The following is a 26664-nucleotide window of genomic DNA, read 5'->3' as shown; positions in this document are numbered from 1 at the left end:
ACTTATCCTATCTTATCTTTAATTTCATCATCTAATAACTTAAACATTTCTACTTTATGTTCATCTATACTAGAAGAATCCCAGGCTCCTCCATTCTCGTCCAAGAGCCTCTTCATCTTAATAAGTTTTGGACTTTGATTAATAATTTCTGGATACTGTTCTACTTTATGTTTGGGAATCATATTAGAGAACTTTGAATTTGCAGATACTGTTATCAATGCAAGATTACCAAAACTATCAATATTATTAATACAATCAGCATCTTTCATATTAATCGGATGTCTCGGGAAAAAATGTTCTATTGATGTCCTAAATTGAAATTGGAAATCTCTAAATGGTTTAAATTCATCTCGCAATAAAATGTAATCTAAATAGGTAAATACAATACGGTCAATATTAAAACCTGTGCGAATTTGATATTTAGACTCCTCAATTTTCTCACAGCAATATTTTTCAAGCATTGGAATTATATGATTACCATCTGGATTCTTATTTACATCAGCCATAACTCTTGCTATCCAATGCATAGTTTTAGGCGATGTATATGTAATTCTTAAACAAGATTCTAACCAACATAACCTATTATTGATTTCACTATCATATTTTGATTTATCACTTTTACGAGAGGTCGAACTAAAGGTTAATAAATAATATGGTTTGTAATAATGTTTTTTCTCTCTGTAGCTCGTTAGCTGTTGCAAAGACCATTTACCATCTAATCTATATTGTCCTATATACTCTCTTTTAATTATATATTGATCAAATATATAGCGATATTTAAGCAATGAAAAAATGAAATTAAGTGCAGCACCTTTACTACTCCAATGCGCTTTCATTATTTCAAGAAATCTTTTGTCATCTAGACCTGCATCATTATCTTTATTTTCATCAGCTAGGCTCACTGCTTCATTAACTAAAAGAAGAAAGTTAGGAAATGTAACAATTGATTCAAATCTTTCATTTTCTATGCTATCTTCTTTTATACTAGCATTTAAACTATATACAGGTTGTCTTAATTTGCTTTCTAATGTAAACTCAGTTTCATTATTAAGATTTTCTTTACCAAACAAATTTCTTAATTCATCAAAATCACCGATATCAAAAGAATTCCAAGATTTACCAAAAATAGATTTTCGTTTCTCTATAGGTAAACACATTTGCACATACTTATTCATTTGTGAACAAGCATCCCATATAGTTGAGGCAATTATTTTATCTAGTCTATCACGTTCTTTATCACTACTTTTAATTGCACCTAACAGCTTGGCCTTCATAATTTCATGTAGTTCCAACTGCTCACCTCTGGTATTCATAATTTCAAAATAATGATTTAAATCAATATTTTTAGGTACTTGTGTTCGGACTAATATGATAGCTGAAAGTTTTTTATTAAATTCAGAAATAGATTCCCTATTTTTTTTATCAAAATATTTACTTATGATAGAATATCCCTCAATAATTTCTTGAGAATATAAATTTTCTGAATATCCGCTTTTATCATTCCTTGCTTTCCTTGCTTTAATTAAATTTAAGGTTCTATTTGATACTTCACGTGCTTCAAATGTTAATGATCCTTCATTAATAGATTGATTGTTTAAAAAACAAAGTAATAAAAATAATGTTGTTAGCCTTTGCTGCCCATCAATAACCTCAAAGCAATTTATGCCACGCTCATTTACAATTAAATTGCCTAAATAATACTTTTTTGTTTTATTTATATCAATGTCATTAATATCATCTAGTAACTGTTCAATCTCTACACTTGACCATGCATAGTTTCTTTGATAGATAGGTATTAAATACTCATTATTATTGAAAATTTGCTCCACGGTAAACTCTTGAGGTTGTACAATAGTTTCATAATTTATCATATATTTCCCTCACTAGATATCTTTTCAAATACTTTTTGATATCTTTCAGTATTAACCTTTGAATTCTTAAAGGTATCTTCTGATACTATATCTAATATAATGGTATCTAACTCCATTGGATCTTGCATATCAGAAATAACTGAAAATAAATTAAGTCCACTATTCAATCTTTCCGATTTTCCTCTAGCGTATTTATTTATAGACTCCCTATAAACAGCTTTCATACAGACCCGTAATGAATATGCCCATTTATAAAAAAATAGTAATCTAGATTCCGTAAGTGAATTTATATTAAATCTATCAACATAGAACATTAGTATGTTAATAAATAAATTATATATATAAGTATCCCCTGAACCAGATTGGATAATTTCTTCTGCATTAAAACTATGAAAGATTCTTTTTTCCAAAGTCTTATATAGATTTAAATAGTATTGAGTATACTTGAAAAAGCGTGATCCTGCAATAAGTGGCTGAGTCAATTGAAATTGATTTAGTGCTTTGCTAGATGCTAGCTCATATAGCCCTTCGTAATTAAACTTCTCCACATAGAGATTAGATGCTTTATTATAAATAGAAAAATTATAGTTATTACTCTTCTTAATACCTTTGAAAACATCTATCTGATTAATCGAATAATTTAAACCGTCTTTATTTTTATACCATCTAATTAATGGAAATAAATTATCTGCAAATAAATTTTCTAGTTCAGATTGCTTAGTACTTTCCCATGTATTTACAATATCAATCTTTAAACTTTCACTTTCATCATTCATCTCTCGTAAATGATAGGATTTTAAAAGATCATGTGGAGCCAACGCCTTTCCTCTTGAGTTTTGTGAATCAAAAAACTGAAACGCCTCTTGTTCATCTTTCGTAACTATTTTTACTACAGTACAATGATCTAATAAATAATTACTATAATCTTCCAGTTCTTGTTTCTCAAAATCCAAAAGTCTTTTTCTTATAACACTTAGATTTCTAACTATAGCTTCTGAAGATAGTTCATTATATTTGGCATTTAACAATGACGATGGTAGCTTTCTAATATTATTACCTAATTCACTGATGGCAAAAAATAGTATTGATAATGTTGTAAGTCGCTGTTGCCCGTCAACAATATTTAATTGGGTTGGAGTATTGTGAAGAACAACAGTGCCAATACGATACTCTAACATATTATTTTTAAATGCAGTAAATATATCATTTATCAATGTTAAAACCGATTGGGGACTCCATTTATATGGCCTTTGATATTCTGGAATGCCTAAATTTTGCTTGGGTGGCTCTTTGTGCTCCATAAGTTCTCTTATTGTAATAATACATAAATCATCATTTCTCTTTACCATTTAAATTGACCTCATTTTATCAATTTATTAAATTACATATATACATGATTCTGATTTATTAATCTTACTTCTATTCTATCATTTCAATATTATTTTTTTATAATATTTCAGAAAAGATTTTATAACCAACAAATAATGTTATACAAAAAAGGTGCAACTCCATGAGCTGCACCTTTTAGGGTATAGAATACTTTTATCTTATCTATTTTTTTCTAATTATTTTTTAGCTTGCTCTAATTCTTGGATACGTTTTTCCAGTTGAGCAATTCTAGCATCTGTAGAGGATGGCACTGTTTTAGATTCAGGGCCTACTTTAAAGCTAAGGCCACCGTTAAAGCCTTGGTTACCATTGCCAACCACAGTACCTACATTAAATTGTACATTGCGGTTTGGACGGTAGTAAGCACCTAAAGCAGTTGCTGTTTTGCCATGATAATGACCAAAGCCAACGGCTACACCCAATCCAGTTTCACCTTCTGAGAAGTTTGGTTGTAATGCAGCTAATGCATAACTAGATGCAGTCGCTTTATTAACTGTAGTTTCTATATTTGTACCTACAGATTGTACTTGGCTAATAGCATTTTCCAATTGACCTACTGTTGCCGCATCATGTGCATCAACGCCATCAGCTACTTTCACCAAACGATTATATTTAGCATCTGAATATGTAGTAGGTGTTACTGTAGGCTCTTTATCATAATCTGGCACAGTTTTTTTATAACCTAAGTGTGTGGTGATTTCTTTATCTGGATATTTTACTGTGTAACCAGAAACATCACCAGCATCATGACCAAATGCAATTGTGCCTTCTTCTGTAGCTACGCTTTCATAACCGATAGCAGTTCCATATTTTACAGTCGTTCCTGCCTTATGACCTAATGCTAAACTGTTCTCTGCTTGAGAACCTGTAAATCCGCCACCGATAGATGTAGATGCTACACCAAGTGTTAGACCATTAGAACCACCAACAACAGTACTACCATTTCCTACAGTTCTTCCATCGCGACTACCTACAATTGTACTGTATTCACCATTGGCAATATTTTTATGGTTAACAAATCTACGACCTGTAAATTCTCGGCCACCTCCACCAAGAATGGAAGCACCAACACCTACAGCTTCATTTTTGCTGCCTCCAAATACGGAGGACCACATGCCGACACCGGTATTACCTAAGCCACCAGCGAGGGTACTGCCATGACCATCTGCATTATTTTGTGATCCCCCAATAACGGAACCGATTTCACCGCCCGCATTGTTACCACGGCCACCAGCAATAGAGCTGTGTAACCCAAAGGTACCATTGGCATTACCACCAGAAATAGAAGAAGATTCACCATACGCAATATTATCTTCCCCACCGCTGATTGTTGCATAATTACCCACTAAAGAACCAACAGCTTCAATTTGGTTCTTTGTACCACCAAGAATAGCACCACTTTTAATCTCTTCGTGAACTATATTTTTAAAACCACCTACAATAGCTGTATATGATCCTTCTGCTGCATTCATCGTACCTGCAAGTACAGCACTATTTTCACCTTCTGCAACATTAGGCTCTTTATCTTTGCCTCCACTTACGACAACACTGCCGTCACCTAGTGCCTGATTACCAGCAGCATAGCCACCTATGACTTGACCAGCTGCCTCTACAGTTTGGGCAGTTAACACGGCAACAGATCCTAAGGTTAATGCAAACACACAAGCCGTTAACGATGCACTTACACATCTTACCTTCTTGCCATTTTGTTGTTGCGAATTCAATTTGTTCATAGTAAACATGTCTCTCTTCCTTCTCTATAACTATACTCAAACTCTTACTCCATAAAATTTTCTTAGTTACATTCACTAATAGATACACACAAGTTTACTAAAAAGAACATTTTATTTTGCAAGATATACATAAGATACGCTCATTGTAAGAAAATTTTATGAGTTATTCAATATTTTATATTAATGAAATAAATTCATATGTTTATAAGTTTTACTAATACCCCTATTGGTATAATATGCAGCATTTGCATAAAATAATATATCTACTACAAGTCAGATGAAGACCAAAGGCACTGTTTCTATAAGCTTTCTTGAATATAATTGGTATTTATAAGTATATAACCAGTATTCATAATACAGAATTTTTAAAAGATATAGTCCAATGATATACTTAAGATAGTGTATATTATTTTTATTTTATAATGTAAAGGGTCGTGTGTATGAGAAAAAGTATAAATAAGAGAAATGTAACGCGTTGGGGGCGATTTAGCACGTCAAAGGCCGTATTATTTTCTATGATTTTGACAGCTATGAGTGGTCAAGTGGTAAATGCTACTGACAGCAATGCTGGATCTGAGCAAACCATAGTACCAACTATCACGGTAACAGCTACAAGAACAATGGAAGATATTTCAAAAACACCAAGTTCCGTTTCTGTAATTACAGCTAAAGATATTGAAGCACGCAGAGTTGATACAGTAGCTGATGCTTTACAAATGTTACCAGGTGTTTATAAGAGCCAAAAGGCAAATGGAGGATTACAAATTCGTGGTTTTGACTCCACTAACACATTAGTATTACTCAATGGTGTACCAATGAATAATACATTTAATAATAGTGTAGATTGGGAAGCTATTCCGGTACATTCAATTGATCGAATTGAGTTAGTACGTGGTCCAAGCTCCTCTTTATATGGTGGTCGAGGTGTTGCCGGTGTTATCAGCATTCAAACGAAACAGCTACAACCTAAACAAGATGTGAAAGATATCCATTGGCATGGACAAATCGGATATGGTTCCCACGGAACTCGCAACAATGAATTAGGTTTTGATGCGCGTGTATCTGATCGCGTCTCTGTTGGTATGTCCGGAGAACAAAGAAAAACCGATGGATATCCTGGGTTCTTTATTACTGGCAGAGCTGCCAACATTAGACCTACTACAGTAACGGTTACACCAGATAATCCTGTACCACAAACAAAAGATGGGTCCTATCTATTAGGCAGTCGTGGCGATAAATCCTATGACAATAAAAGCCTTTCTACCTACATTACGATGAAGCTTCGTGATAGAGAGTCGTTAACATATTCATATCTATATACAAAAAACAGATATGCTTATGAAAATCCAATGAGTACGATTACAGTTGGCGGTCAACCAGTTTTTTCAGGTAATGTCAAAGTTAGCAATCAAAAATATGTAGCCCTTAGAACAAGTCGATATTTAGGTTATGACGGATTAAAAGAGTATCACTCCCATAACTTACAATATAAAAATGACAAAAATAAGATTCAAGCTACGTTCAATATGTTAGATCGTAAAAAAGATGGTTTCTCTAGCCCTGCTAACCCAAATACGCCAAATTATAGTGGGCCTGGGGATGACTCCTTCTATCCTGGAAAAACAATTAATTTAGATGTACAGAAAGTATGGGACCGCAGAGGCAAACACAGTGTTGTTGCTGGATTTAACTGGAAAAAAGAAAGCTTTAACCAAAAACGACGAGAATTAACGAATTGGAGAAACCATTCCTCTTTTGATTCCACTACGTATCCAGGTGGTTTGTACGAAATCAACAAAGGCGCTACAAGTAATCTAGCATTATTTGTTCAAGATACATATCGTCCTAATCATGACTGGGCTATTTATAGTGGACTTCGTATAGACAGATTTAAAAAATTCGATGGTCAACATGTGACTTATGACCAAGCTAATAGCAGATATGATACAGTAAATCATGGAACCGGCACTTATACAGAATTAAGTCCTAAGCTTGCCATTGAGCATTATGTAACTGACTCCTTGAATGTGTATGCATCTTATGGTCATTCCTTTAACCCACCTCCATTGAGCCAAGTCTATCGTTATAGTGATATTGTGAAAGCAAATCCTAACTTAGATCCAGAACGTTCTGATTCATTTGAAATTGGTTTGAAAAAAGAATGGAATACAAAGACTACATTAAATGTCTCTGGATTCTATGTCAAAACTAAGGACAAAGTTAAATATCTTACATATTATGACAATAGTGGCAATGTAGACTATAAAATGTACAATAACGTAGATGAAGAATCTCGCCGCGGTGTGGAACTAGAAGTTCGTCATCAATTGTCATCTAAATGGTCTGTATTTGGAAACTATACATGGCAAACAGGACGGATTAAACATAAAGAACTTCCTAATACAAATGCAAGCGAATATGCAGAGGTGAATTATGACATTCCTAAACATACATTCCATGCTGGTGTTGAATATACTAGTGCCAAATGGAATGCTCTTTGGGATGCACAATACGTAAGCCGTCGTCAATCTGTAGATGATGTTACTGGTCAATACGGTTCCGAAGATAGCTACTTCATTTCTAATGTAGCTGTGAATTATAAATTATCTAAAGAAGCGACATTACAATTTGGTGTTCAAAATGTATTTAACCGTGTCTTCTTTAGCGATGAAGCTACAGCAGGTCGTACGTACTCTGCAAGTATGAAGTTTAAATTCTAATCGATTCTCATCATATTAAAAGAAACATGAGTAAGGCTACCTTTATACTGATTTTAGGTATAAAAAAGTAGCCCCGCTTATGTTTCTTTTTATTGGGGCTACGTTTACTATATTATAAAACTATTATTTGATTATTTAAACGAAGTGTATTCTATTACAGCCGCTTTATTATATTAGGTCTAAATAAAAAATTAGATTTATTCAGTTCTAGAACAATGCACTTAAATATATATTATTTCTTATCGATAAACACTGCATCACCTCTATAAAGTGAATAGGAGTCATCCAAAACATACTTATTTGACGCATTTAATGCTGGAAACTGAATTACTGCATCTCCAACCTTAACCGCATCAGACTTAATATGAACTTCAAAAGGACTATTAGTATCAATCTTAGATAATTCAAATAATGATTGATAACCTACTGTTACCCACATACCAGGACCTTCATATTGATCATCGCCACGTACTGTTTCTATTGGATAATATGTATATCCATTTTGTACTATAGATATAACAACATTATTAGTATCATTATACATCTTACTTTCCGGCATATAAAGGTAAGATCTAACCTGTAATATATTCGTAGCATTTCTTGTTGAATAAGTACTTGCTACACCTCTAGCATCCTCCAATGCCGTATTTGCAAAAATTGCGAATGGAGTTTGAACATATACGATACCTTGCAATTCATTTCTTGGGAAAATTCCACCATAACGTCTTTTAATAAACTTTTTCTTAGCAGTAGATATCATTTTGATATTTTTCTTTTCTACTAAAGACTGTCCATAAGATGTTGCTGATGCAATATCTTCATTTGTAATTTGGTGTTTCTCAATAACTTGAGGATTATAAGTACTAATATCTTCAGCAGATACTGCCATAACAGACATAGCTAAAATTGAAAATAAAATAATTTGTTTCTTAAAGTTCATAGTCTCACCTACAAAATATATACTTTTAAAAATAAGTTTTTCCATAAATTTTGGTCATCTCTAATATGAGCCATTCTAATCCTCACTACATCGCTTCGCTTCTAGTGAGCAAAGCCACTGCCTCAGTGGTTCGGCGTTTCCAATCACACTTCGTCTTCGTCTCGTGTTCTTGGACGCCTATCACATGGGCAGTGCTATCACTCACTGCGTCGTTTCACTCCTAGTGAGCAAAGCCACTGCCTCAGTGGTTCGGCGTTTCCAATCGCACTTCGTCTTCGTCTCGTGTTCTTGGACGCCTATCACATGGGCAGTGCTAATGCTCACTGCGTCACTTCGTTCCTAGTGAGCAAAGCCACTGCCTCAACATGAGCGGTCATTGGGAACATGTCCACAGGTTGTACTTCTTTTAGTTCATAGCCGTAGTGTGTGAGGATTTCAATGTCTCGCGCCATGGTGGCTGGGTTACAGGATACGTAAACAATGCGTTTCGGTTCCATGCCAGCTGCAGAGGTTAGTACTTCTTCTTTACAGCCTGCCCGGATTGGATCGAATACAATCACGTCTGGTCGTACACCTGCTTTGTAAAGTTTTGGCATTTCTACGGCCGCATCAGCGATAATAAATTCAGTATTGTCATAGCCATTACGTCGTGCATTTTCACGAGCATTAATAATGGCTGGTTCTACGATTTCTATACCGATGACATGTTTTGCCTTATGAGCCAAAAACAATGAAATAGTACCCGTACCACAGTACGCATCGATAACGGTTTCATCCCCTATTAGATCTGCATAAGCTAATGCTTGATCGTAAAGTACTGTAGTTTGTTCCGGATTCACTTGGAAGAAGGAGTGTGGAGATAAGGTAAACCTTAAATCCTTTATATGATCCGTAATCGTTCCATCTCCATATAGCACATGATTTATAGGACCTAAGATTACATTAGTACGTTTGCCATTCACATTATGAACGATAGTTTCCACCTGTGGTATACGTTCCGTAAGTTTCTCAATCCATTGTTCTTGATGTAGGAGATAATCTGTAGCTGTTACTAGAATGACCATCCATCCAGATTGACCGATACGTCCGATAACATGGCGCAATACGCCCTTTCCTGTGTGTTCATCATAGGGCTCAATGTCTAAATGTTTTGCAATATCATAACAAACTTGAGCAATAGTATTGTTCCCTTCATCTTGAATTGGACAGTTCGTACCTTGCACAATATCATGAGATCCCATCGCATAGAACCCCATTTGAATGTCGCCTTTAGCACCCCCTACAGGCATTTGCATTTTATTGCGATAGGCCCACGGGTTTTTAGGACCTAATGCTGGTTTCACAAGGTCAGGATTCTGATGTCCAATGCGTTCAATAACGTCTTTTACCTTTTGTGTTTTTAGTAAAAGCTGTCCTTCATAGGTAATATGTTGTAATTGGCACCCACCGCATACACCATATAAGTTACAGGTAGGCTCTATACGATTAGAAGCTGGTGTTACAATATCTATTAACTTGCCTGTAGCATAGGTCTTTTTCACCATATTAATAGATACTTTCACCGTTTCTCCAGGCAAGGCAAAGGGAACAAAGACAGTAAAATCATCTACGCGACCTACACCTTCCCCACTACTGCCGATACCGTGTATCTCTACGAGCACCTCATCTCCTAGTTTAACAGGAGCATTCAAAATAGCCTGTTGTTTTTTAGAAATCTTACCACTTGTATTCTGTTGTTTAGATGTATTCTTACGAGATGTACAACCTGTACCCTTCATTATGCGTCTCTTTTCTTCCAAATTTTAATGATACCAGTCACGATGAGTACAAAGAATACCGCACCAAATTTAACGAGTAATTCTTCCCCTTGGATATATGGTAAAAGAAGTGGATCTTCTACGATCATTTCACCGGCAACCCATCCAAGCAGTGCACCGCCAGCCCAAAGAATGGCTGGGAATTTGTTAATAATACGAGCGAATAGTGTAGAACAAAATACGATGATAGGTACCGTAATTAGCATACCAACGATAACAAGCTCTAAATGACCTTTTGCAGCACCCACAACACCGATAACATTATCGATACTCATCATCGCATCGGCTATAATTATCGTCCAAATAGCACCACTTAAAGAGTTTTTAGCCTCAATGTGAGTCTCTTCATCGCCACCTTTTAAAAGCTGAATCGCAATCCATACAAGAACTAAGCCACCACCCAAATGGATGAGTGGAATCAAGGTTAAAGCCTCTACCAAAATAGTAGCGAAAATAAGGCGCATCAGGATAGCGCCGACAGTCCCCCATAGAACTGCTTTCTTTTGTAGTTCTGGGGCTAGTTTACCTGCTGCCATACCAATTACAACAGCATTATCGCCTGCTAATAAAATATCTATCAATATAATTTTGCTAATGGTAATCCATGTAGCAGCTTCTAAAAATTCCATCTGTACGTACCTCAACTATATACATTCAATATCTATCCCTTAACTATATCATAATTCTCGTATTTTCTCATTAAAAAGGATTGACTTAGTAGGACATAAATTTTACACAAAAAATATCCCTTCCCCTATAGATAAGAGAAGAGATATTTTAATCAGCTAATTATTTCTTAAGTTGCTTTGCTAGCAAAGAGGCCCCCACTACCAAGACAACTGCTGCAATTTTGATAAATAATGCATATGGTTCAACCGTATGAGAGATTAACTTATCTTCCACACTCATGCCAGCACCTACCCAACCAAGGATACCGCCCCCAACATAAAGAATAATTGGGAAACGTTCAATAACTTTCACAAACAATGTACTACCATAGATGATGATTGGCACTGTAATTAACATACCGATTGCTACCAACATCATATCACCATTAGCAGCACCAACTACACCGATAACATTATCGATACCCATGATACCGTCAGCAATGACGATCGTCGTAATAGCAGCACGCAAATTATCTTTTGCTTCGATATTATGCTCGCTTTCATCATCGGCAACGAGTTTATAGCCAATCCATAAAAGAAGAATACCACCAACTAGACGCAAGGCTGGAATATTATTTAAAGCCTCTACAAATAGGAATGCCATAACAAGGCGTAAAATGATGGCCCCTGCAGTGCCCCAAAAGATTGCTTTCTTCTGCAAATTAGCTGGCAAGTTACGCGCCGCCATGCCGATAACGATGGCATTATCGCCAGCTAATAAAATATCGATAACGATGATTTGAAGCATCGCTAATAAACCTTGTACAGATAAGATGTCCAATGTACCCTCCTTAGAATATTAACATAGTATATATATTATAATCGATATAGTTATATGGTGTAAAATTCAATTATTAAATTATATATACATTTTTAGCATACATTTCAACTTAGCTTCATCAATTTCATTTACGGGCTTAATCTACCAAAATAACTAACTTTATGGTATACTATATCATCAACTAGGGAGGTTATTATGTACAAAACATATTCTATAATGCAAAAATTATGGTTGTTCATTAAACTATTTACTCCTATGTGCATTACTCAATTTTCTCTCGTCGGTGGCACCTTTATTGCCATCTTTTTAACGGGTCAATATAGTACCATAGACTTAGCAGGTGTCGCTACAGGTTACAATCTATGGCTGCTATTCTATATCTTCGCACAAGGTACATTAATGGGTATTACCCCAATTATCGCGCAGTTACTGGGTGCTCAAAAAACAGATACTATTCCTGTAATTATATATCAAGGTTTCTATATTGCTACGGTCTTAGCTATGACTATATTATTGCTGGGAATTTTCGGACTTAAACCACTCCTAAATTTCCTTAATTTAGAACCGGCTGCCACGGCGGTATGTCTAGAATATCTGAAAGCTTTCGCTCTAGGACTCTTCCCTCTATTATGGGTGAATACATTGCGAAACACGGTGGACGCACACGGATTAACTCATTATTCAATGGCTATTGTAGTAACTAGCTTTGTAGTCAATGTATTTCTAAATTACTCTTTGATTTTTGGTCACTTTGGATTTCCAGAAATCGGTGGTGTAGGTGCAGGCTATGGTATCGCCGGTGCTTGTTGGACCAACTTTATCCTATTTAGTGCAGTCATCTTATTCCATCCTAAATTAAAAGAGTATCGCATTTATAAGGATTACTTCGGACCTTATTGGCATTATATAAGAGAGCAATTACAAGTTGGTTTGCCTATTGGTTTTTCCATCTTTTTTGAAGCCAGCATTTTCAGTATTGCCGGACTCTTAATGGTTCACTTTGGTTCTGCCGTAGTAGCGGCCCATCAATCAGTTATAGCCTTTACTAATGTATTTTATTGTCTGCCGCTCAGTATTGCTATGGCGGCTACTATTGCCGTTGGTTATGAACTCGGTGCAGGTAGAGAAAAAGACGCTGTACAATATTCTTACATATCTCGTATTGTAGCTATTGTTGTAGCCTTAGCTATATGTGGCTTTACCTTTACACATATGGAAAGTATTTCGTCTCTCTTTACCAATGATGAAGATGTATATAATCTAATTTATAGATTCCTTGGTTATGGCGTATTCTTTGCTGCCATAGATGCAATTGGAACACCACTACAAGGTATCTTACGTGGTTACAAGGATGTAAAAATCGTATTTTATATCTCACTTGTATCCTATTGGGGCGTATGCTTCCCAATAGCCTATATCTTAGCCAAAAATCCAGCGTATGGGCCTTTCGGTGTATGGATTGGTTTATTAGCTAGTGTATTAGCGGCCGGTATATTATTTACATGGCGTACCTGGTATATCCAACATCATAAAGCAACTATAACTAAATAACTAAGAAACCAGGAGCATCTTGCAGTGAAACTGTAAGATACTCCTGGTTTCTTATTTTAACATATCTTGTTTTTCTACCTTAGACATGCGGAAGAAATTATATAGTGTTTCTGCCGTCTTATAGTTCATAGATTCCACATTTGAAAGCTCATCAATAGATGCCTCTTTCATGGCTTCTAAACTATTGAAGTGAGCCCATAATGCCTTTCGACGCTTAGGACCAATACCTTCAATATGATCTAGAATAGATTCTAAATTGCGTTTTCCACGTAGCTTACGATGGTACGTAATAGCAAAACGATGGGCTTCGTCACGGATTTGTTGTAATAATTGAAGCTCTGGTGTGCGATGATCTAATATAATACTCTCTGATTGCCCCTCTACAAAAACCTCTTCTATGCGTTTTGCCAGAGATATAACAGGTACATCTGTGACGCCTACAGCACGTATGAGCGGTATAGCAGCATTGAGTTGACCCTTGCCACCATCGATAATGATGAGGTCAGGCATAGGCCAATCTGTTTCTTTACCATAGCGACGCTCCATGATCTCTGCCATAGATTTAAAATCGTCAGGTTTGCCTTGCGTAGTCTTGAGTTTAAAACGTCGATACTCTTTCTTCGCAGGCTTACCACCTTCAAAGACAACCATAGAGGCTACCGTTTCAGAACCTTGGGTATGAGATATGTCGAAACATTCCATACGTTCAGGTAATCGCGGCAAATCCAATACTTCAGCTAATTTTTTAATAGCGCCACCACTCTTATCGATTTGATGTTGCCATTGACGACGTCGCTCTTCAAGGAATGTTTCTGCATTTTCATGAGCCATCCTAATCATGTCCATCTTATACCCCCGTTGAGGTACGAGAACATCCACTTGTTGGCCCTTCATTTCACTAAACCAATCCTTAAATAGATTCTGTTCTGAACTTTCCATGGGTAATAGCAATTCTTTAGGAATAAATGTAGTATCCCCATAGTATTGCTTGATGAAGTCAGTCATAATAACTTCTTCGGAGTCCCCCTCATTTTGTACGAAGTAATTTTCCCGTCCTAAAAGACGTCCTCCCCGAATAAAGAGCAATTGTACACAAGCCAATTGTCCATCTACAGCAATACCTAGTACATCGAGATCACCTCGTTGTGTTACCATTCGTTGTTTTTCTTGAATTTTTTCAATGCTCGTTAATTGGTCACGATAACGGGCTGCATCTTCAAAACGAAGTTCCTCAGCTGCTAGTTCCATCTTTTCATTTATTTCTTTTAAAAGATGAATCGGCTTACCTTCAAATAATGCTATGATTTCATCGATATATGTATGGTAATCAGGTATAGATATTTTATTGAAACAAGGGGCCTCACAATAGTGCATATGATATTGTAAACAAGGGCGTTCTACCTTCATGGATTTACACGTACGCAATGGATAATATTGTCGTATTAATTTCAGTACCACGTGTACCGATGTCACATCTGTAAAAGGTCCAAAATATTTTGCCCCATCTCGTTCAAGACGGCGTGTCATATACACGCGAGGGTAATCCTCTTGAATTGAAATCTTTACATAAGGATATGTTTTATCATCGCGAAGCCTAATATTGTACTTAGGTTCATGTTCTTTGATAAGCGTATTCTCTAAGATAAGGGCTTCCATTTCCGTCTTAGTTTGAATAATCTCCACATCGACTGCACGCTTCATCATAGCCGTTACTTTGGGAGCCCGATTGGCATCATTGCGTACATAGGAACGCACACGATTGCGCAAGTTAATGGCCTTACCAACATAGATGATTCGGTTATATTGATCACGCCATAAATACACGCCCGGTGTGGTCGGCAAATGACTGACCTTCTCTAGTAATTCTTCAGATGGCATATGTCCTCCTTTCCTCATAGATTTTTAAGCTTTGTACTCACTATTATTTCTTCTTTTGAGCTGCTTTCATAAATTTCTCAGTCTGTTCTAAGACAGGACCTAAGAATTTACCGGTATAGCTTTCTTTCACCTTAACGATTTCCTCAGGTGTACCGGTAGCAACGATAGTACCACCGCGATTACCGCCTTCAGGACCGAGGTCTATGATGTGGTCTGCCATCTTAATCACATCTAAATTATGCTCGATAACGACAACTGTATCGCCACCCTCTACGAGTTGTTGCAATACGTGTAATAACTTGCGAATATCCTCGGCATGAAGACCTGTAGTCGGTTCATCTAGGATGTACAGTGTTTTACCTGTGCTGCGACGAGCTAATTCAGTAGCTAATTTAACGCGTTGTGCTTCACCACCAGATAAGGTTGTGGCGGCTTGACCTAAACGAATATAGCCAAGACCTACCTCTTGCAAGGTAATCATTTTACGATTGATCTTCGGAATAGCGCTGAAGAACTCAACCGCATCATCTACCGTCATATCTAATACATCGGCAATAGATTTACCTTTGTATTTAACCTCTAAGGTTTCTCGGTTATAACGGGCTCCCTTACAAACCTCACAAGGTACGTACACATCTGGCAAGAAGTGCATTTCAATTTTGATGATACCATCACCACGACAAGCTTCACAGCGGCCACCTTTTACGTTAAAGCTAAAGCGCCCTTGTTTGTAACCGCGCATCTTTGCTTCCGGTGTTTGACTATAGAGCTCGCGTATAGCATCGAATACACCTGTATAAGTAGCTGGATTAGAGCGCGGTGTACGGCCAATCGGACTTTGGTCGATATTGATGATTTTATCGATATGTTCAAGACCACGGATTTCTTTATGAGCCCCTACTTTGTGGTTAGAGCGATATAATTGATTAGCTAAACCTTTGTAGAGAATTTCATTAATCAAGGTAGACTTACCAGAACCGCTGACACCAGTAACAACATTAAATAAGCCAATAGGGAATTTTACATTTACATTTTGTAAATTATTTTCCTTTGCACCGCGAATTTCAATGCAGTTCTTACCTGGTTTACGGCGTTGTTCAGGAAGGGCGATAAATTTACGGCCGCTCAAATATTGACCAGTAATAGAGTCTTTTACCTTCATAACTTCCTCAACAGAACCAGCGGCAATAATTTGACCGCCATGCTCACCTGCACCGGGCCCAATGTCCACGAGATAGTCAGCCGCACGCATAGTATCTTCGTCGTGTTCTACGACAAGTAAAGTGTTACCTAAGTCCCGTAAGCCTTTTAAGGTATCGATGAGTCGATCATTATCTCGTTGATGTAGACCTATGGACGGTTCGTCTAGGATGTACAATACACCTACCAAACCAGAGCCGATTTGCGTAGCTAGACGAATACGTTGTGCTTCACCACCAGATAAAGTACCTGCACTCCGGTTCATAGTAAGGTAATCAAGGCCTACATTATTGAGGAATCCAAGACGAGCATTGATTTCCTTCAAAATTTGAGCCCCAATCACTTGTTCCCGCTCTGTTAACTGTAACTTACCAAAGAAATCGAGTGCTTCTTTAATAGTTAACTGCGTTACTTCATTAATATTCTTATCCCCTACGGTAATTGCTAATACTTCAGGTTTAAGACGAGCTCCATGGCATGTAGTACAAGGCTTAATGGACATAAATTTTTCAAACTCTTCACGCATAGAATCTGTAGAGGCTTCACTATGACGGCGTTTTACCATCGGTAAAATACCTTCGTACTCAGTAAAGAATTCCTTCACTTCGCCGCGCATATTTTCATAGGTGAAAGCCACCTTATCTGTCGTACCGTACATTACCTTTTTTTGCAAGGCTTTTGGTAGTTCATCATAGGTAGAATCTAAAGAGTATCCATTAGCTTTTAATAAACCTTCTACTTGGCGCATAAACCACGCATTAGGATTTGAACTCAACGCTTGTACACAACCATCGGCAAAGGTAATAGATCCATCTGGAATAACGCGTTCTTCGTCTACCTCCATGGTAGAGCCAATACCCAAACAAGCTGGGCAGGCACCGAATGGACTGTTAAAGGAGAACATACGTGGTTCAATCTTCGGTAAGGAAATATGGCAATCTGGACATGCAAAGTGTTGGCTATACATGTGTTCAGGTCCATCTACCTCTTGAATAACTACGATACCTTCTGCCCATTTTGATGCGGTCTCCATAGAGTCTGCTAAGCGAGATTCAATGCCATCTTTAACCACAAGACGGTCTACAACAATATCGATGGAGTGTTTTTTATTTTTCTCTAATACAATATCTTCATCTAATGTACGTACAACGCCATCTACACGGGCACGAACAAAACCTTCTTTTCGAAGTTGTTCAAAAACAGTTTTATGTTCCCCCTTTTTTCCTTGAATCATAGGGGCTAATACTAAAATCTTAGTACCTTCTGGGAAGTTCATTACATCGTCTGTCATTTGTTGTATTGTTTGCTGTGTAATAGGCTTACCACATTCTGGACAATGAGCATGACCTACGCGAGCAAATAATAGACGCAAATAATCGTAAATCTCCGTTACAGTACCAACTGTAGAACGAGGGTTACGGCTTGTGGTCTTTTGGTCGATAGAAATAGCTGGAGATAAACCTTCAATATAGTCTACATCGGGTTTATCCATTTGTCCCAAAAATTGACGCGCATAAGCAGATAAAGACTCTACATAGCGTCGTTGTCCTTCTGCATAAATCGTATCGAATGCCAAGGACGATTTGCCAGAACCACTGAGGCCTGTCAACACAATAAACTGGTCCCGTGGTAAGGATATATCTATATTTTTAAGGTTATGCTGACGCGCACCTTTTACTATCAATTGATCTTTCATTATGTTCCCTATTTAAAGAGATGATACCAATCGGCATCATCTCTCTGTTTACTAACATGAAATAATATATGTATATTATCGCACGTATAGTCTATATAATCTATGTGTTTTGTTACAATCTATTTACTTTTTGAGCTAGTCCGCTTTCTACCTTTAGTTGATGCAGGTTTTTTTAACTTGCTTTCACCTGCGCTATGCATATCGGACCATTGTTGACGTAGTTCCCCTAATTGATCACGAAGTTTTGCAGCCTTTTCAAATTCAAGCTGCTTTGCAGCGGCCTTCATTTGACGATCAAGCTCTTCAATTTTATTGAATAACTCTTCCGGCGTTATATCTGCCACCTTAGGACTAGATATATCTTGTGCATATGGTTCGTGTCCATGGTCCATTCCCGTTGTAGAGGATTTCTTTTTCCCCTTCTTCGGTGAAAAGTCCTTTCCATCGGTAACCATATCTTCTTCAATTTTCGTCAACTCAATAAGCTCTTTTACATCTTTAGAGACAGACTTAGGCGTAATATTATGTTCAATGTTATAAGCCTCTTGTACGGCACGACGACGATCTGTTTCATCGATGGCGCGCTGCATAGAACCTGTTATACGATCAGCGTACATGATAACGTGACCATTCACATTACGAGCAGCACGACCAATAGTTTGAATCATAGCTGTATCGGAGCGTAAGAATCCTTCTTTATCCGCATCTAAGATAGCCACTAAAGAAACCTCTGGCATATCAAGACCTTCACGAAGTAGGTTGATACCCACCAGTACATCGAATACACCGGCCCGTAAGTCACGAATGATTTCAGCACGCTCGATAGTAACGATATCAGAATGAAGGTATCGAACGCGGACGCCCATTTCCTTCAAGAACTCTGTTAAATCCTCTGCCATTTTCTTTGTTAAGGTCGTAACAAGGACACGCTCATTCTTAGCAGCTCTCTTATGAATTTCACTGAGCAAGTCATCCATTTGCCCCTTAATAGGACGAATTTCAATAGATGGATCTAATAGGCCTGTAGGACGAATAATTTGTTCTGCCACATTCGTTTCTACGTCCATTTCATATGGACCAGGCGTTGCTGATACATAGACGATTTGATTGATACGCTCTACAAATTCATCGAATTGAAGCGGTCTATTATCAAGCGCAGACGGTAGACGGAATCCATATTCGATGAGAGATTCCTTACGAGCTCTGTCCCCATTGTACATGGCACGCACTTGAGGCATCGTTACATGAGACTCGTCCACCATAATGAGGAAGTCATCTGGGAAATAGTCTATCAATGTGTATGGTGCCTCTCCAGCTTTACGCTCGGACATATGACGAGAGTAGTTTTCGATACCTGAGCAATAGCCCATTTCCTGCATCATCTCTATATCGTAACGGGTACGCTGTTCAAGGCGTTGAGCCTCCAGTAGACGGTCTGCAGCTTTTAATTTAGCTAATTGTTCGTCTAATTCAGCTTCAATACGCTCTACAGCAATACGCATCTTATCTTTCGTTGTTACATAGTGAGATGCTGGATAGACTGCAACGTGCTTACGCTCTGCAATGACTTCGCCTGTTAAAGCATCTACCTCTACAAGACGATCGATTTCATCACCAAATAGTTCCACGCGGATGGCTCTTTCACTATACGCAGCAGGGAAAATCTCAATAGTATCCCCTTGTACACGGAAGGTACCGCGAATAAAGTTCATATCATTTCTCGTATATTGAATATCTACAAGCTTGGATAGAATTTCATCGCGCGATTTGGTTTGACCTAAACGCAAGGATAAAACAAGATCAGAATAATCCTCAGGGTCACCTAAACCATAAATACAGCTAACGGATGCGACGATGATGACATCGCGACGCTCAAAGAGACTCATCGTAGCACTGTGGCGCAATTTATCGATTTCATCATTAATAGACGCATCCTTCTCGATATATGTATCACTAGAAGGAATATACGCCTCCGGCTGATAGAAATCGTAATAAGATACAAAGTACTCAACTGCATTATTAGGAAAGAAACTCTTAAACTCACTACAAAGTTGAGCTGCTAATGTTTTATTGTGGGCAATGATTAAAGTTGGTTTTTGAACTGCCTCAATAACCTTTGCCATGGTAAAAGTCTTACCTGTCCCAGTAGCACCTAATAGGACTTGAGCCCACTCACCACGTTCAATCCCCTCTGTAAGCGATTGAATAGCCGTAGGTTGGTCCCCAGTAGGCGCAAAGGGCGCTTCCACCTTAAATGGTTGGCCCCCTTCGTAATTATATGTATTATGCTTCATTACTGTTCATCCTGATGCTTACGGATAGCTCTAAGTTCTGCATCTGACAACCGTTGTCCTGCATTTTCCGCCTGATTCAATGTATCTTCTCCTTCTAATACTTCTATGAGCATAGCAATGGAGAAGCGGTCTAATGTAGGGGTCGACTTATGAATTTCATCAGCCATCATCCAATCAGCTTCACTATAATTATTAATACGATCCGTAATTTCTTGCCAATTAGTCAGCAACAAGCGTGCAATAGGACGATAGAGTTCAATACCGAAATATTCGATTAAACTCACAATCTTGTCCATTGCTTCTGAACTGACTTGGCTTTTATTTTTCTTATTTTCAGACTCTACATATTCAAGTAAGAATTCCCGGTTGTATTTATTTATCACCTTGAATCATTCCTTTATTAAATAGTGCATTGGCAAATTCTTTTGCATTGAATGGACGCAAATCATCCATACCTTCACCAACGCCAATCCAACGTACAGGCACGCCTAGTTCTTCCTTAATAGAAATAACTACGCCACCTTTTGCAGTACCATCTAATTTCGTTACTACAATACCATTCACAGGTACAGCTTGACCAAATAATTTAGCTTGGCTTACTGCATTTTGACCTGTTGTGCCATCTAGAACGAGCAGTGTTTGATGCGGTGCCCCTTCTACATGGTTATTTGCCACGCGGCCCATCTTCTTAAGTTCTTCCATAAGATTTACTTTTGTGTGAAGACGACCTGCTGTATCGACAATGACCATATCGGCATTACGAGCTTTCGCTGCTTCCATGGCATCGTATACAACGGCTGCAGGATCTGCACCTTCTTTATGTTTTACGATAGGTACACCAACGCGATCTGCCCAGATAGATAGTTGGTCCGCTGCAGCGGCACGGAATGTATCGCCTGCAGCAATAATAACCTTTTTACCTTCTTTTACATAATAGTTTGCTAACTTAGCAATGGTAGTCGTTTTACCAACACCATTAACGCCTACTACGAGAATCACCTCTGGGTGATGTAGTGTAATCTCATCTTCTTGGTCAACGAGCATTTCTGTGATGCGGTCTTCCATAAATGGCATTACATCACCTGTATGATTAATTATGCCTTCAGTAACACCACGACGAATTTCTTTCATCAAGTACTCTGTAGTCTTAGGCCCAAGGTCACTTGTAAGCATGACTGCTTCTAAATCATCGAGAAAATCATCATCGATTTGTGCATAACCAATGATAACGGTCTCCACATTTTTTACAAAAGACTTACGAGTTTTCTCCAAGCCCTCTTTAATTTTATTAAAGAATCCGAATGCCATTATGCTAGATCCTCCTTCACATCTTCAAATGAAACAGTCAATAATCGTGACACACCACGTTCAACCATGGTTACACCTTGTAATACTTCGGCAGCTTCCATCGTCTTTTTACGGTGTGATACAACGATAAATTGCGTTTCTTTATTTACGCGATTTAGATATGAACTAAATCGCTCTACATTAGCCTCATCTAAGGCAGCATCAACTTCGTCAAGCACACAGAATGGGGCTGGACGATAATCTAAGAATGAGAACAATAAAGCTATAACCGTTAATGCCCGTTCCCCACCGGATAATAAGGTCAATTGTTGACGTTTTTTCCCTGGTGGTTGAATGTAAAAGTCAATGCCACCAGTCAAAATATTATCTGGATCTGTCAGTACAATCTGAGCAGTACCACCACCAAAGAGTTGACTAAACACCTCTTGGAAACGTTGACCTACTACATCTAATACATCGTAAAGCTGCGTACTCATAGCCTTATCCATTTCAGCGATTACCGCTTGTAATTGCTCTTTTGCTATATCGAGATCTGCTAATTGATTAGATAAGAAATCGTAACGGGTTTTCGTTTCTTCATATTCCTCAACTGCGTTAGGATTAACAGAACCAAGTTCAGCAATTTCTGCCATGAGTCGAGCTTGTTCCATCTTCCAGTCATTAACAGAACCTTCAATATGGATGTGCTGTGCATCCTCGAGCGAGTATCCTAACTTATTCAAATCCTCTATAGAACGCTCACAATCCATACGGTATCGCGTCAATTTACCTTCAGCCTCAACTAGACGATTCTGAACGACCTTATAGCGTTGATTAAGTCGATCTTGTTCCGATAAAATAGACTCGATTTCTTCTCGTGCACCTGATGTAGACTGATATGCTTCATCACGTAAAACACGAAGCTTTTCAACTTCTTTTCTAATTGCATCAAGAGACTCTTTTGCAACCCGAATTTGGTCTGGTATAGTTACGTTTAATCGCTCTTGGCTTGATTGTAACAATGCCATTAGAGGCGCTAAACGAGCGACTATAGTTTCTAAGCTTTGTTTTCGTTGTTCTTGTTGTAACTTACGCTCTTCTAATGTAACTTCTAATCGTTCACACAATAATCTAGACGCAGTAAATGCCTCGTATGCTTCTTGCTGTGCCTTTTGCAAGGTGCTTAATCGCTCCATAATAGCCGACTGGTCACCTTGCTGCTCAGGTGAATTATGCAACGCGGCTAATTCCGATTCTGATTGTGAAAGTACATGTTTCGTTTGTCCCAACTCTATATCAATTTGAACAATCCTTTCACGTTCTTCATTAAGAACACAGTTTTTACGTTCTAATTGATTTTCAATATTCTGAATCTTCGTTTGACTAGCAGAATATAAGAGATTTGTATGTTGATATTGTTCATCTAATACACTACGCTCTTGTTGTACCCTCTCAATACGATTCTCTTCATTCTTTATTTGCTGTTCAAGTTGCGTCGTACGCTCTTCTACAGAAGCTAATTCGGACTCTAAACGCAAAGCCTCTTCACGCCGACTTAACAAGGAACTACGTTTTTTCTTCGTTGCACCACCTGTTAAGGAACCGCCCGGTTGAAATTGCTCACCTGTCAACGTTACAATGCGTAGCTGTTGATTATATTTCTTTTGTAATTCAATAGCCCGTTCCATTGTTTCTACAACTAATGTACGACCTAATAAATATTGGAATATATGACTATATACAGCATCAAATTCGATACAATCGACAGCAGTGCCAATCACGCCATCTTCCGATAAAGCTGGTGTATCATAAGGGCGCCCCTTCACCGATTCCATAGGTAAGAACGTAACGCGTCCACCTTGAATCGATTTTAAGAATGTAACACCTTCTGAGGCAGCCTTTGCTGTTGTTGTTACAACGTGGTTAACACTACCACCTAATGCAATTTCAATAGCAACGGTAAAACGATTATTTACAGTAAATAAATCACCAACAGCACCTTTTACAGCCTCACGCCAAGGGCCTTTACCATTAAGGATATTTTTCGTACCTTCCAAGTAGCCCTCATGCTGCTCTGCCCATTGTGCCAGTAGTTCTAAGCGCCCCTGTGCTTTTTGTACATCGCTACTCATGCGATTTAATGATTTTCTCGCCTCACGCAAACGCTCTGTTGCAGATCGTTCTTCATCAAGTAAGGATTTTCTCTTCTCCGATAATCCATTGAATTGAGTTTCTAATGATTCATGTTCGCACTTGGCTACTGCTAGATTCGACTGAACCTCTTTAATTTCCGCCTCTAAGGTTTCGACTTGCGCTACAGACTCAGACTTACGCCCTTCCAAGTTTCGTAATGTAGCCTTTGACGTTTCAATGCTAGCAACTATATCTAATTGGCGTTGTTGATACGCCTGTCTATCACTCTCTAAAGTCTTCCACGATGATTGTTCCATCTCTAGTTGAGCAACAGCCTCTTTATATTTAGTCTCTAATGTTGCAAACTGAATGAGTTCAGCATCTAATTGGGATGTTTCGTCTTCAATAAGGCGTTCAAGAATAAGCAATTGTTGCTCTTCGCCCTTTTTGGATGCTTCCGCCTCACTAATTCGCAAAGACGTATCCTCTACTTCACGCTTTGTTGTACGCAACTGTTCTTCTAAAAGCGTGACATTACCATTAATGCGTTCTTCTTCTCGTTGCTTATCGCTAAACTGTGCTTCCCAAGATTTTAATTTTTCTTGATCCTTTGCATTTTCAGCTTGTAAAGTATGACGTCGTGCATCGAGGGTAGATAATTGAGTTTGTAATTCAATTTCTTCGTCCTTTAATGCAATATTATCATTTTCTGCACGTGTTAATAGTCGATCAGCGGTCTTATAATTGTGAAAGCCTATAATACCATCATATTCGCGCTTACTACGGCTTAATGCCATATACTTTTTCGTCATTTCCGCTTTTTCAGCAAGAGGCTCTAACTGCTCCTCAATAGTAGCCATAATATCTCGAACACGTTCCATATTACGGTCTGTACTCGCAATACGACGCAATGCATCTTCTTTATTAATTTTAAATCTAGAAATACCGGCTACATCTTCAAAAATTAAGCGACGTTCTTCTGGTTTACTATTTAGAATGGCATCAATACGATTTTGCCCAATGATAGCCATCGAATCTTTGCCAAGGCCTGTATCAGCTAATAACAAGTGAATATCCTTTAGACGGCAGGTCCGTTTATTGATGAGGAATTCACTTTCACCTGTCCGATAGATACGACGTGTAATGGCCACCTCTTGCATATCCACATCGAGTTGACCATCTGCATTATCAAATACAAGGGTAACCTCGGCAGCACTCATCGGTTTTCGTTTTTCTGTGCCAGAGAAAATGATATCCTCTGCACGTTGGCCCCGTAAATTACGCACATTGGATTCCCCTAGAACCCATTTCATAGCATCCGTAATATTACTTTTACCACTCCCGTTAGGACCAATAACGGCAGTCATCCCTGGGGAGAATTTCACAACTGTTTTATCAGCAAAGGATTTAAATCCTTTTAATTCTAGCCGCAGTAATTGCATGACTGCCTCCTTTCTTAGTATAACCCCATTAAATCATATCTTTAATTATACCACATATACCATGCCATCTATACTGCATTGTACTGTATCAATATCATTATTTTCTCGCCATGTGAAAGTTATATCCTTATACATATTTTCAAAATATTCAATATTTCGTTTTTTTAATCCTCGAACCTTAGAGGTAAGACTTCTTGGGTATTTAACAACAACAGCCTTAATAGTTTCTTCAAAATATTCTGTATGTTCATTCATACAATACTCTATCCTCTGGCGCCATTGTTCATTTGACACCAATTCCCCCATAGCAGGCTCATAAGGACCTGCCAATAGACTAGTACCTGTATCGAGTTCTTCAGTGCTTTGCAATCCAGTCCGAATAACAGTAATATAATGCGATTCAAACCAAGTCTTTAAAAACGCACAATACTGTAATGCTAATTCCAATGATAATGGCTCATATATACCTGACTTGTATTGTTCCGCCAATTCCGTATGATCTATGACGAGAACGGGATAAATACGTACAAAATCAGGCTGCAATGCAGTTATTTCGACAGCTGTTTGTATTATCGTTTCCCATGAATCGCCTAAAAGCCCTGGCAATAGTTGTAGTCCTACAGTAAATTCAAACTTTCGTAATTGTTTAACAGCCACTTTTACATCATCAGAGGTATGACCGCGTTTAGCGAGGGATAGAACGGTATCATCCATCGATTGTACGCCTAACTCAATTGTCTTCATGCCTAATGAACATAATAATTCTAATTGTCTGTCACTGACTGCATCTGGCCTTGTAGAGCATCGAATGCTGTCTATTAATCCTGATTGTAATGCTTCATAAGCAGGTTTTAATAACTGTATCTGCAATTTTTGATCGATAGCAGAAAAGGATCCTCCGTAAAAACAGACTTCCCAAAACTTATCATTTTTTGAGTCCCCTACATAGTCCTTAATAGTAGATGCAATATATTCGGGTGTTAAATGTCCTATCCCCACCGTTTCTGTAATACGAGACTGATTACAAAATGTACAAACATGTGGGCATCCTACATGGGGTATAAAAAAAGGAATCATACCATATCTCATTACTTTTACCTCCTTTCTATTAATTATTTATGTGTTTTAATCTATATATTTTAACCTATATTTGTTTAACCTATATGTATACTAACCCATTAGAGCTTTCAACATATCAATGCATTCATCATATTAAGACTGTCTATAGCTATTTATTTCTATTCTATTAATAGTTCCTATATAA

General features: G+C 37.8%; 16 protein-coding genes. 2 read left to right on the top strand and 14 right to left on the bottom strand.

Annotation, left to right across the window (positions count from 1 at the left end):
• Window positions 1-2: 2 nt before the first annotated feature.
• From VTHSUH11_RS06520 to VTHSUH11_RS06510, 3 genes are all read right to left on the bottom strand, one after another.
• Window positions 3-1871 carry a DUF262 domain-containing protein gene (locus VTHSUH11_RS06520; RefSeq protein WP_105093063.1) on the bottom strand — a complete coding sequence of 623 codons (1869 nt, stop codon included), beginning with the start codon at window positions 1869-1871 and terminating at the stop codon, window positions 3-5.
• Window positions 1868-3220 carry a DUF262 domain-containing protein gene (locus VTHSUH11_RS06515; protein ID WP_105093062.1) on the bottom strand — a complete coding sequence of 451 codons (1353 nt, stop codon included), beginning with the start codon at window positions 3218-3220 and terminating at the stop codon, window positions 1868-1870. Before VTHSUH11_RS06515 ends, VTHSUH11_RS06520 begins: the two co-directional genes overlap by 4 nt.
• Before the next feature lie 216 nt (window positions 3221-3436).
• Entirely contained in the window at window positions 3437-5002 is a 1566-nt protein-coding gene (locus tag VTHSUH11_RS06510) for a YadA-like family protein (protein ID WP_105093061.1), read from the bottom strand.
• A gap of 431 nt (window positions 5003-5433) precedes the next feature.
• On the opposite strand from VTHSUH11_RS06510, the gene VTHSUH11_RS06505 reads away from it, so the two are divergent.
• Window positions 5434-7713: a TonB-dependent receptor gene (locus VTHSUH11_RS06505; protein ID WP_105093060.1), complete on the top strand. Its 2280-nt coding sequence runs from the start codon at window positions 5434-5436 to the stop codon at window positions 7711-7713.
• Window positions 7714-7945: 232 nt separating this feature from the next.
• Here the strand turns inward: VTHSUH11_RS06505 and VTHSUH11_RS06500 are convergent, their stop codons facing one another.
• The 4 genes from VTHSUH11_RS06500 to VTHSUH11_RS06485 form a co-directional block, all read right to left on the bottom strand.
• Entirely contained in the window at window positions 7946-8698 is a 753-nt protein-coding gene (locus tag VTHSUH11_RS06500) for a hypothetical protein (protein WP_244899997.1), read from the bottom strand.
• Window positions 8699-8973: 275 nt separating this feature from the next.
• Window positions 8974-10431 carry a 23S rRNA (uracil(1939)-C(5))-methyltransferase RlmD gene (gene rlmD, locus VTHSUH11_RS06495; RefSeq protein ID WP_105093059.1) on the bottom strand — a complete coding sequence of 486 codons (1458 nt, stop codon included), beginning with the start codon at window positions 10429-10431 and terminating at the stop codon, window positions 8974-8976.
• Complete coding sequence (locus tag VTHSUH11_RS06490; protein ID WP_105093058.1) at window positions 10431-11099, bottom strand: TerC family protein; 669 nt, start codon at window positions 11097-11099, stop codon at window positions 10431-10433. Before VTHSUH11_RS06490 ends, rlmD begins: the two co-directional genes overlap by 1 nt.
• A gap of 160 nt (window positions 11100-11259) precedes the next feature.
• Window positions 11260-11919 (bottom strand): TerC family protein, encoded by a 660-nt coding sequence (locus VTHSUH11_RS06485; protein WP_105093057.1) that lies wholly within the window; start codon window positions 11917-11919, stop codon window positions 11260-11262.
• Window positions 11920-12114: 195 nt separating this feature from the next.
• On the opposite strand from VTHSUH11_RS06485, the gene VTHSUH11_RS06480 reads away from it, so the two are divergent.
• A complete protein-coding gene (locus VTHSUH11_RS06480) occupies window positions 12115-13470 on the top strand; it encodes an MATE family efflux transporter (protein WP_105093056.1) in 1356 nt (451 codons plus the stop codon).
• Window positions 13471-13521: 51 nt separating this feature from the next.
• Here the strand turns inward: VTHSUH11_RS06480 and uvrC are convergent, their stop codons facing one another.
• The 7 genes from uvrC to VTHSUH11_RS06445 all read right to left on the bottom strand — a co-directional run bounded on the left by uvrC (window position 13522) and on the right by VTHSUH11_RS06445 (window position 26489).
• The gene (uvrC, locus tag VTHSUH11_RS06475) at window positions 13522-15348 is read right to left on the bottom strand and encodes an excinuclease ABC subunit UvrC (protein WP_105093055.1); all 1827 of its coding nucleotides are present in this window, start codon (window positions 15346-15348) and stop codon (window positions 13522-13524) included.
• A gap of 43 nt (window positions 15349-15391) precedes the next feature.
• Complete coding sequence (gene uvrA / locus VTHSUH11_RS06470) at window positions 15392-18244, bottom strand: excinuclease ABC subunit UvrA (RefSeq protein ID WP_105093054.1); 2853 nt, start codon at window positions 18242-18244, stop codon at window positions 15392-15394.
• Between the two features lie 119 nt (window positions 18245-18363).
• Complete coding sequence (gene uvrB / locus VTHSUH11_RS06465) at window positions 18364-20538, bottom strand: excinuclease ABC subunit UvrB (protein ID WP_105093053.1); 2175 nt, start codon at window positions 20536-20538, stop codon at window positions 18364-18366.
• A complete protein-coding gene (locus tag VTHSUH11_RS06460) occupies window positions 20538-20921 on the bottom strand; it encodes a hypothetical protein (protein WP_059361951.1) in 384 nt (127 codons plus the stop codon). Before VTHSUH11_RS06460 ends, uvrB begins: the two co-directional genes overlap by 1 nt.
• Window positions 20911-21846, bottom strand: coding sequence for a signal recognition particle-docking protein FtsY (gene ftsY, locus VTHSUH11_RS06455; RefSeq protein ID WP_059361950.1), 936 nt, complete (start codon window positions 21844-21846; stop codon window positions 20911-20913). Before ftsY ends, VTHSUH11_RS06460 begins: the two co-directional genes overlap by 11 nt.
• On the bottom strand, window positions 21846-25400 hold the full coding sequence (smc, locus tag VTHSUH11_RS06450; protein ID WP_105093052.1) for a chromosome segregation protein SMC: 3555 nt from the start codon (window positions 25398-25400) through the stop codon (window positions 21846-21848). Before smc ends, ftsY begins: the two co-directional genes overlap by 1 nt.
• 45 nt (window positions 25401-25445) lie before the next feature.
• The gene (locus tag VTHSUH11_RS06445) at window positions 25446-26489 is read right to left on the bottom strand and encodes an elongator complex protein 3 (RefSeq protein WP_105093051.1); all 1044 of its coding nucleotides are present in this window, start codon (window positions 26487-26489) and stop codon (window positions 25446-25448) included.
• Window positions 26490-26664 lie beyond the last annotated feature (175 nt).

The organism is Veillonella tobetsuensis, from assembly GCF_002959935.1.
GTDB classification, from domain to species: domain Bacteria; phylum Bacillota; class Negativicutes; order Veillonellales; family Veillonellaceae; genus Veillonella; species Veillonella tobetsuensis.
This window is presented reverse-complemented; position numbering and strand designations above follow the sequence as displayed.

Excerpts from the sequence above, each read along its gene's own strand:
- uvrB (WP_105093053.1), bottom strand. The coding sequence starts at position 20,538 with ATGAAGCATAATACATATAATTACGAAGGGGGCCAACCATTTAAGGTG.
- VTHSUH11_RS06480 (WP_105093056.1), top strand. The coding sequence starts at position 12,115 with ATGTACAAAACATATTCTATAATGCAAAAATTATGGTTGTTCATTAAA.
- VTHSUH11_RS06500 (WP_244899997.1), bottom strand. The coding sequence starts at position 8,698 with ATGGAAAAACTTATTTTTAAAAGTATATATTTTGTAGGTGAGACTATG.
- smc (WP_105093052.1), bottom strand. The coding sequence starts at position 25,400 with ATGCAATTACTGCGGCTAGAATTAAAAGGATTTAAATCCTTTGCTGAT.
- uvrC (WP_105093055.1), bottom strand. The coding sequence starts at position 15,348 with ATGCCATCTGAAGAATTACTAGAGAAGGTCAGTCATTTGCCGACCACA.
- VTHSUH11_RS06490 (WP_105093058.1), bottom strand. The coding sequence starts at position 11,099 with ATGGAATTTTTAGAAGCTGCTACATGGATTACCATTAGCAAAATTATA.
- ftsY (WP_059361950.1), bottom strand. The coding sequence starts at position 21,846 with ATGGCATTCGGATTCTTTAATAAAATTAAAGAGGGCTTGGAGAAAACT.
- VTHSUH11_RS06515 (WP_105093062.1), bottom strand. The coding sequence starts at position 3,220 with ATGGTAAAGAGAAATGATGATTTATGTATTATTACAATAAGAGAACTT.
- VTHSUH11_RS06510 (WP_105093061.1), bottom strand. The coding sequence starts at position 5,002 with ATGTTTACTATGAACAAATTGAATTCGCAACAACAAAATGGCAAGAAG.
- VTHSUH11_RS06445 (WP_105093051.1), bottom strand. The coding sequence starts at position 26,489 with ATGAGATATGGTATGATTCCTTTTTTTATACCCCATGTAGGATGCCCA.
- uvrA (WP_105093054.1), bottom strand. The coding sequence starts at position 18,244 with ATGAAAGATCAATTGATAGTAAAAGGTGCGCGTCAGCATAACCTTAAA.
- rlmD (WP_105093059.1), bottom strand. The coding sequence starts at position 10,431 with ATGAAGGGTACAGGTTGTACATCTCGTAAGAATACATCTAAACAACAG.
- VTHSUH11_RS06505 (WP_105093060.1), top strand. The coding sequence starts at position 5,434 with ATGAGAAAAAGTATAAATAAGAGAAATGTAACGCGTTGGGGGCGATTT.
- VTHSUH11_RS06520 (WP_105093063.1), bottom strand. The coding sequence starts at position 1,871 with ATGATAAATTATGAAACTATTGTACAACCTCAAGAGTTTACCGTGGAG.